Raw genomic sequence first — 6,400 nt, forward strand, 5'->3', positions numbered from 1 at the left:
GCCGGTCAGCTCAAGGGCGTCGGTCCGAAGGCCAGCAGTACCGCCGAGCGCTGGGCCGGGAGGGTCACCCGCAGGGTGCGCTCCCGGCCGTTCCACGCGCACCGGGGCTCCGGTCCCGCCGTGAACAGGGCGCGCGGATCGTCGTGTTCGGAGACCCAGGGCAACAGGACGGTCAGGGTGTCCGGGGCGCCGTCGCGGCGCCACAGCGCCAGCAGTGTCGAACCGCCGTCCGTGGTGAGGGCGAGGGCGATCCAGCCGTCGCGCCAGCCGGGCAGACCCAGCGGCCATCTCGGACGGGTGCCCGGCAGGAGGTGCCGGTAGGACTTGTACGTCTCCAGGGCCCGGCGCACCACGGCCGCCTGCTCCGCGCTCAGCAGATCCGGGCGTCCGCTGAGGTGGACGCGGCCGAGGAGGGCCGAGACGAGCACCGTGCCGAGTTCCGCTCCGTCGTGCTCCGGCAGGGGGTAGGACCAGATCGCGCCCTGCTCGGGCGTGACCGCGGTGGGTGCGGCGGCGGCGATGGCGGGCAGCAGCCGGAAGTCCTGCTGGTCGGTGACGGAGTGGATCGGCAACCGGGACAGGATCGCGTGGTCCGTACGGCTGCCGCCCGCGGCACAGCTCTCCAGGACCAGGCCGGGGTGCCGGTCGAGTACGCCGTCCAGCCAGGCGAGACAGGCACGGTTGTGACCCAGCAGCCCGTCGCCGGGGCTGTCGCCGCCGGCCGTTCCAGCGCCGATGTCGATGTTGTGATCGAGCTTCAGATAGCCCACGCCGTAGTCGCCGACCAGACGGTCCACCACGGCGTCGAGGTGCGCGCGAGCGGCAGGATGGCGCAGATCGAGCTGGTGGCGGCCCCACTCCACGAGCCGCACGCCGTCGCGGCGGAAGAACGCCTCGTCCGGCAGCGCGGCCGCGACCGGGCTGCGGACCCCGACCGCCTCCGGCTCCAGCCACAGCCCTGGCACCAGACCTGCCGCGCGGATACGGTCCATGACCTCGCCGAGACCGCCGGGGAACCGCGCGGTGGACTCCTCCCACGCGCCGACCGCGTCCCACCAGCCCGGTACGCCGCCGGGCCCGGTGGTGCCCGGCGGCTCGGGGTCGTACCAGCCGGCGTCGATGCAGAACACCTCGGCGCCGGCCGCCGCGGCCGCGTCGACCAGGGGCAGCAGGGCCTTGGTCGTGGGTTCGCCCATCAGGCAGTTCATGAAGTCGTTGAAGACGACCGGCAGGCCCTGGTGGTCGGGGTGCGGGCGGCGGACGGCACGGCGGTGGCGGGTCAGCGCCGCGAGCGCGGCCTCGAAGCCGCCCGACGGGACCAGGGCGACGGCGACCGGCACCGTACGGAAGGACTCGCCGGGTGCGAGACGGCGGCGCCACTGGTGCTCGCGGTCGGTCGGGCCGGACAGCGCGAGGTACACGTCGTCGAAGCGGTCGCCGAGTTCGGCGTGCCAGGAGCCGTTGTGCTCGATCTGCCACATCAGGGCGCGGCCGGTGGACGGTTCCTCCAGGCAGCCCATCGGGAGGTGTTCGGAGGAGGACCAGGAGCCAGTGCTGGTGAGGGCGATCCGGTTCTTCGAGCCCGTCTGGCCGTACGCGACCATGCCGACGTCGTACAGGCCGTGCTCCCCGAGCGTGGCCCGCGACCAGCGGAACTCGCCGCTCCAGGGGTTGGCCGCGGTCCACAGGGACAACGCGTCCTCCCAGCGGCCGCCCTCGGGAAGGTGGCGCGCGAGGTTGGAGAGCACGAAGGAGGAGACGTACTCCAGGGCCACGGGACGGTCGCCGGTGTTCTCGACGCGCGCCTCGGTCCACAGCACCGGGACGCCCTCGCGCAGGGTGCAGACAGAGGTGACGCGCAGGCCGGTGGCCTCGTCGGCCATCAGGATCCGCAGAGTTCGCGTCTGCCGGTCGTCGTCGGCCTCCTCGTGGTGGCCGGTGTGACGCAGGGCGAGCGAGGCGGCGCCGTCCACGTGGCGCTTGCCCGAGGTGCCGAGCCGCCCGCTCCCGGCCGTCTGGATCTCGACCAGGGGCAGGGCTCCCCGCGCCAGGCGGCGGCAGGCGTCAGGATCGCGGGCCGGGTCGGGCAGGGTGGCGGCTTCCCCCGCCGCCAGCAACAGCACCGGTCCCGCGGTGTCGTACGAGATCAGCAGGGACAGCTCTGCGGTGCCCCAGCGGATGAAGGAGACGGACACGATGACGGACTCCGTGACATGAGGGTTGAGTCAGGCCTGGTAAACGATTACTACCGCCAGGCACACTAGTAATCGCCTCTCGGGGTCCGCAAGGATGCGCGATGCAGTAACGTCATGGCGTGACGGTGAATGGAAATGGCTCTCCTGCGAGTTCCGGGCCCAAGGCCGGCAAGCGTCGACGGGGCGCATCGGCTGGTGGGGATCGCCCGAGCACGATCCGCGATGTCGCGGCGCAGGCGGGCGTCTCGGTAGCAACCGTTTCCCGGACCCTGGCCGGCAACTACCCTGTCTCCGCCGCCACCCGGGAACGGGTCATGGCCGCGGTGGACTCGCTGCACTACGTGGTGAACGTCCATGCCAAAGCGCTCTCCGGGCGGGTCGCCGGCCCCATCGCCCTCGTGCTCAGGGACATCACCGGACCCTCACTGGCCCATGTCGCGGCCGGAGTCGAGCAGGAGGCGGCCGTACGGGGCCGGCTGAGCCTGGTCTGCGCCACCCACGGGGACCCGGAGCGCGAGGACGACCTGGTGCAGCTGATGCGCGAACAGCACGCGGCCGCCGTCGTGCTCGTCGGCGGGGCGGTGCAGGACGAGGCCTACTTCCGGCGCATGGCCGAGTACGCGCGCGCCCTGGACGCCGCCGGATCCCGGCTGGTGCTGGTGGGCCGCCCGGCCCTGCCCGAGGCTCTCCCGGTGACCGTCGTGGACTACGACAACCGCGGGGGCGCCTTCCAGGCCGCCGACCACCTGCTGGTCCAGGGCCACCGCCGCATCCTCTTCCTGGGTGGCGATCCCGGGCTGAGCACCGGGGAGCAACGGCGGGAGGGCTATCTGCACGCCCTGCGCGCGCACGGTGTGCCGTACGCGGAGGAGCTGGACATCCCCGGTCCGTACACCCGGGTCTCGGGGTACCAGCGCACGCGGGACGCGCTGAAGGCCGGCCTGGACTTCACCGGCGTCCTCGCGGGCACCGACATGGTGGCGCTCGGGGTCCTGGCCGCGCTCCGCGACGCGGACCTGGACGTCCCCGGGGACGTGTCCCTGGTGGGCTTCGACGACGTCCCCTTCGCCGCCGACCTCAGCCCGTCCCTCACATCGGTCCGGGTTCCGTACGAGGATCTGGGCCGTACGGCGGTACGCCTGGCGCTGGAGCGCGACGAACGCATCAACGGCGACGACCACGTGGTCCTGAGCACCCAGCTCGTGATCCGCCAGTCGGTACGCAAGGTGGGGTGACCCGGCGAGGTCCGCGCGCCCTGTCTCACCGTTCCACGAAGCGCGGCAGCTGCTCCGGAGTGGGGCGCAGCAGGCCGTCGCGCAGGGCGAGGGCCGTGGCCTCGGCGCGGGAGGCGGCGCCCGTCTTGCGGAGCAGGTGTTCGACATGGCTGTGCACGGTCCGGGGCGACAGGAACAGGGCCTGTGCGATGGCCTGGTTGGTTTGCCCCGTGGCCGCCCTGGTGAGCACCTCCAGCTCCCGCGGGCTGAGCCCGTACGGCAGTTCGGTCAGGGTCTCGTGCACCAGCACCGCGTCCGCCGGGACACCGAGGCCGGGCCGGTGCCGGTGCAGGGCGACGCGGTACCAGGCGCCCCCGGCCCGCCAGAGCAGCCGCAGCCGCTGCCCGCCGGTGTCGGCGAACGCGCGCACCAGCGGACGGAAGTCCTCGTCCCGCACCACCTGCGGGCGGACCCGCCCGGGCAGGTCGAGCACGCCCTCGGAGGTCACCAGGCCCACCGCGTCCTCCTCCGGCGGGCCGTGCGGATCGGCGGCGCCGGCGACCGGGTCGGCGAGTGCCCCGAGGGCCGGGGTGACGCACGCGAGCAGCTGACGCGCCTCGGTGTCGTAGGCGTCCGGGCTCGCGGTGGACAGGTGCACCAGGCCGACGAGCCGGCCGTGGTGCCGCAGGGCGCCGGTCACCCCGTCACGGAATCCGGCCGGGCGCACCCGCTCGGCGTAGAACCAGCCGTTGCGGAAGCCCGGTCCGGTGCCCTCGGCCCGCTCCGGGTCCTCGGAGATGGAGGGCGGCAGCTCCTGGCGTACGACGTTCGCGTACCACGGCGTGGTGACGAACTCCGCGGCCAGGGCCTCCGAGGCGTCGGCGGCGTAGCCGATGCCGGCGACCTGGACGTGGGTCCCCTTCAACGGGTCGATGGTGAGCAGCGTCGCCGCGTCGAGCGGGAGTGCGAGGGCGAGTTCGCGCAGGGCCTCGGCGCACGCGGAGGCGGTGTCGCGCTCGCGGGTGAGCAGGCCGATGCGGGCGGCCGCCGCGACCTGGCGATGGGTGAGCATACGAGCCTCCGGGGCCCGGGACCACAGGGATCGTTTGAGCCCCAACGATAGGGGGCGGGCTGGTGCCGGGCAATGCGTTCACCGGGCGGTAACCGGATCGACTCCGCTCGGCGACACCGCCGCCTCGGTCGGTATTTGTACGGATGGTGGCACCGGGCCGCCGGGGTCTTTCCTGTTCGGCACAGCCGGACGCCCGCCGCGACCGGCACCGTCCCCGGGAGAGCCCGTCATGATCACATCCCGCTCCGCCGCCGTACCCGCGGCCTCGCGCAGACAGTTCCTCGCCCTGACCGGAGCCGCCGTCGCCACCACCGCCCTCGGCGTCGCCGGCTGTTCGGCGCCGGAGACCACGTCGGCCACGGCCAGGCCTTCGAGCCGCAGCCTGACGAAGATCGGTCTCGACTACCCGTTCACCCAGCTTCCGCTCTATTCGACGCTGGTCAAGCTCTCCACCGTCCAGGCCGAGCGGCACGGCATCTCCCTGCTGACCACGAGCGACGCGGCCAACGCCGACACACAGGCGAGCAACCTCCACACCTGGGTCGCCCGCAAGGTCCCGGCGATCGTGTCGTTCCCGATGGTCTTCGAGGCCGCCGAGCCGATCGCCAGGCAGGCGCTGGACGCCGGGCTGATCTGGGTGACGTACGGCGGATCGCTGGAGCATCAGAGCGCCGACATCCAGTTCAGCTTCCGCAAGGGCGGCAGCCTGCTCGGCGAGGCGGCGGCGAAGTGGGCCGAGGAGCACCTCGGCGGCAAGGGCAAGATCGCCTTCCTCACCGACAGCACCATCGAACTGGGCCGTGAGCGCACCCAGGGGATGGTCGACGCCTTCACCAAGCTGGCGCCCGGCGTGGACGTCGTCGCCCAGGAGCAGGCCATCGACCCCGACACCGGGCTGGCCAGGACGAACGCCGTCCTGGCCAAGCACCCGGACCTCAATCTCGTCCTGGGAGTCACCGACGCGGCCGCGTACGGCGGCTTCAAGGCGCTCCAGCAGGCGGGCCGGGCCAAGGACGACGCCAGGACCTTCGTCGGCGGTCAGGACGGAGCGGCGCCCTCCCTCCTCGCCGTGAAGCAGGGCACCTTCTACCGTGCCTCGGCCGCCCTCGCACCGAAGGACATCGCCGCCGCCATCGTCGACGTGCCGCGAGCGGTGGCGGCGGGGAAGGCCGACCCCGGCGTCCAGGTGCCCATCGCCCTCGTGCAGCCCGACGACACCGCGGCGATCGACGACCTGCTCGCCCAGAACGCGTAGGCGCCGCCATGACCGTCACGAACCTCAGGGTCAGCGGACTGACCAAGTCCTTCGGCGGAGTACGGGCCCTCGACGGCGTGGACCTCGCCGTCCCCGCGGGACAGGTGCACGCCCTGCTCGGTCACAACGGCGCCGGCAAGTCCACCCTCATCAGGTGCCTGGGCGGAGCCTTCCCGCCGGACGCGGGCACCATCGAGGTCAGCGGCAGGACCTACGCCCGCCTCAGCCCGCGCGAGTCCATCGCGGCCGGTGTGGCCATCATCTACCAGACGCTGAGCGTGGTCGACGCGCTCACGGTGACCGAGAACATCTTCCTCGGCCAGGAGTGGACCCGGCACGGCCGCATCGACCGGCGCGCCCAGGAGGAGGTCGCGGACGGGCTGCTGCGGCGCGTGGCCGCCCGCTGCTCCCCGCGTGACCGGGTGAGTGAACTCCCCATGGGCCAGCGGCAGTTGGTGGAGATCGCCAAGGCGCTCAGCCGCAGCGCCTCGGTCCTGGTCCTGGACGAGCCGACCGCTGCCCTGTCCCGGGCGGAGAGCGACGCACTGGCCGAGCGGGTCGAGGACTTCCGCACCCAGGGCCTGGCCATCGTCTACGTCACCCATCTCCTGTCGGAGGTCGAGCGGCTCGCGGACGCGGTCACCGTGCTGCGCGACGGCCGGGT

General features: G+C 73.0%; 5 protein-coding genes. 3 read left to right on the forward strand and 2 right to left on the reverse strand.

Features of this window, described 5'->3' with window-relative positions; all coding sequences use genetic code 11:
* Window positions 1-5: 5 nt before the first annotated feature.
* Entirely contained in the window at window positions 6-2,195 is a 2,190-nt protein-coding gene (locus BEK98_RS39005; RefSeq protein ID WP_094221499.1) for a glycoside hydrolase family 36 protein, read from the reverse strand.
* Between the two features lie 119 nt (window positions 2,196-2,314).
* On the opposite strand from BEK98_RS39005, the gene BEK98_RS39010 reads away from it, so the two are divergent.
* On the forward strand, window positions 2,315-3,430 hold the full coding sequence (locus BEK98_RS39010) for a LacI family DNA-binding transcriptional regulator (protein WP_167444359.1): 1,116 nt from the start codon (window positions 2,315-2,317) through the stop codon (window positions 3,428-3,430).
* A gap of 25 nt (window positions 3,431-3,455) precedes the next feature.
* On the opposite strand, the gene BEK98_RS39015 is transcribed toward BEK98_RS39010, so the two are convergent.
* Window positions 3,456-4,481 (reverse strand): helix-turn-helix transcriptional regulator, encoded by a 1,026-nt coding sequence (locus BEK98_RS39015; protein WP_094221500.1) that lies wholly within the window; start codon window positions 4,479-4,481, stop codon window positions 3,456-3,458.
* A gap of 229 nt (window positions 4,482-4,710) precedes the next feature.
* Here BEK98_RS39015 and BEK98_RS39020 point away from each other — a divergent pair, with 229 nt between their 5' ends.
* Together BEK98_RS39020 and BEK98_RS39025 are read left to right on the forward strand one after the other, a co-directional pair.
* Window positions 4,711-5,736: a sugar ABC transporter substrate-binding protein gene (locus BEK98_RS39020; protein ID WP_094221501.1), complete on the forward strand. Its 1,026-nt coding sequence runs from the start codon at window positions 4,711-4,713 to the stop codon at window positions 5,734-5,736.
* An 8-nt stretch (window positions 5,737-5,744) separates the two neighbouring features.
* On the forward strand, window positions 5,745-6,400 hold a 656-nt coding region (locus tag BEK98_RS39025), incomplete at its 3' end, for an ATP-binding cassette domain-containing protein (RefSeq protein ID WP_143684219.1).

The organism is Streptomyces diastatochromogenes (assembly GCF_002242805.1).
Classification (GTDB): domain Bacteria; phylum Actinomycetota; class Actinomycetes; order Streptomycetales; family Streptomycetaceae; genus Streptomyces; species Streptomyces diastatochromogenes.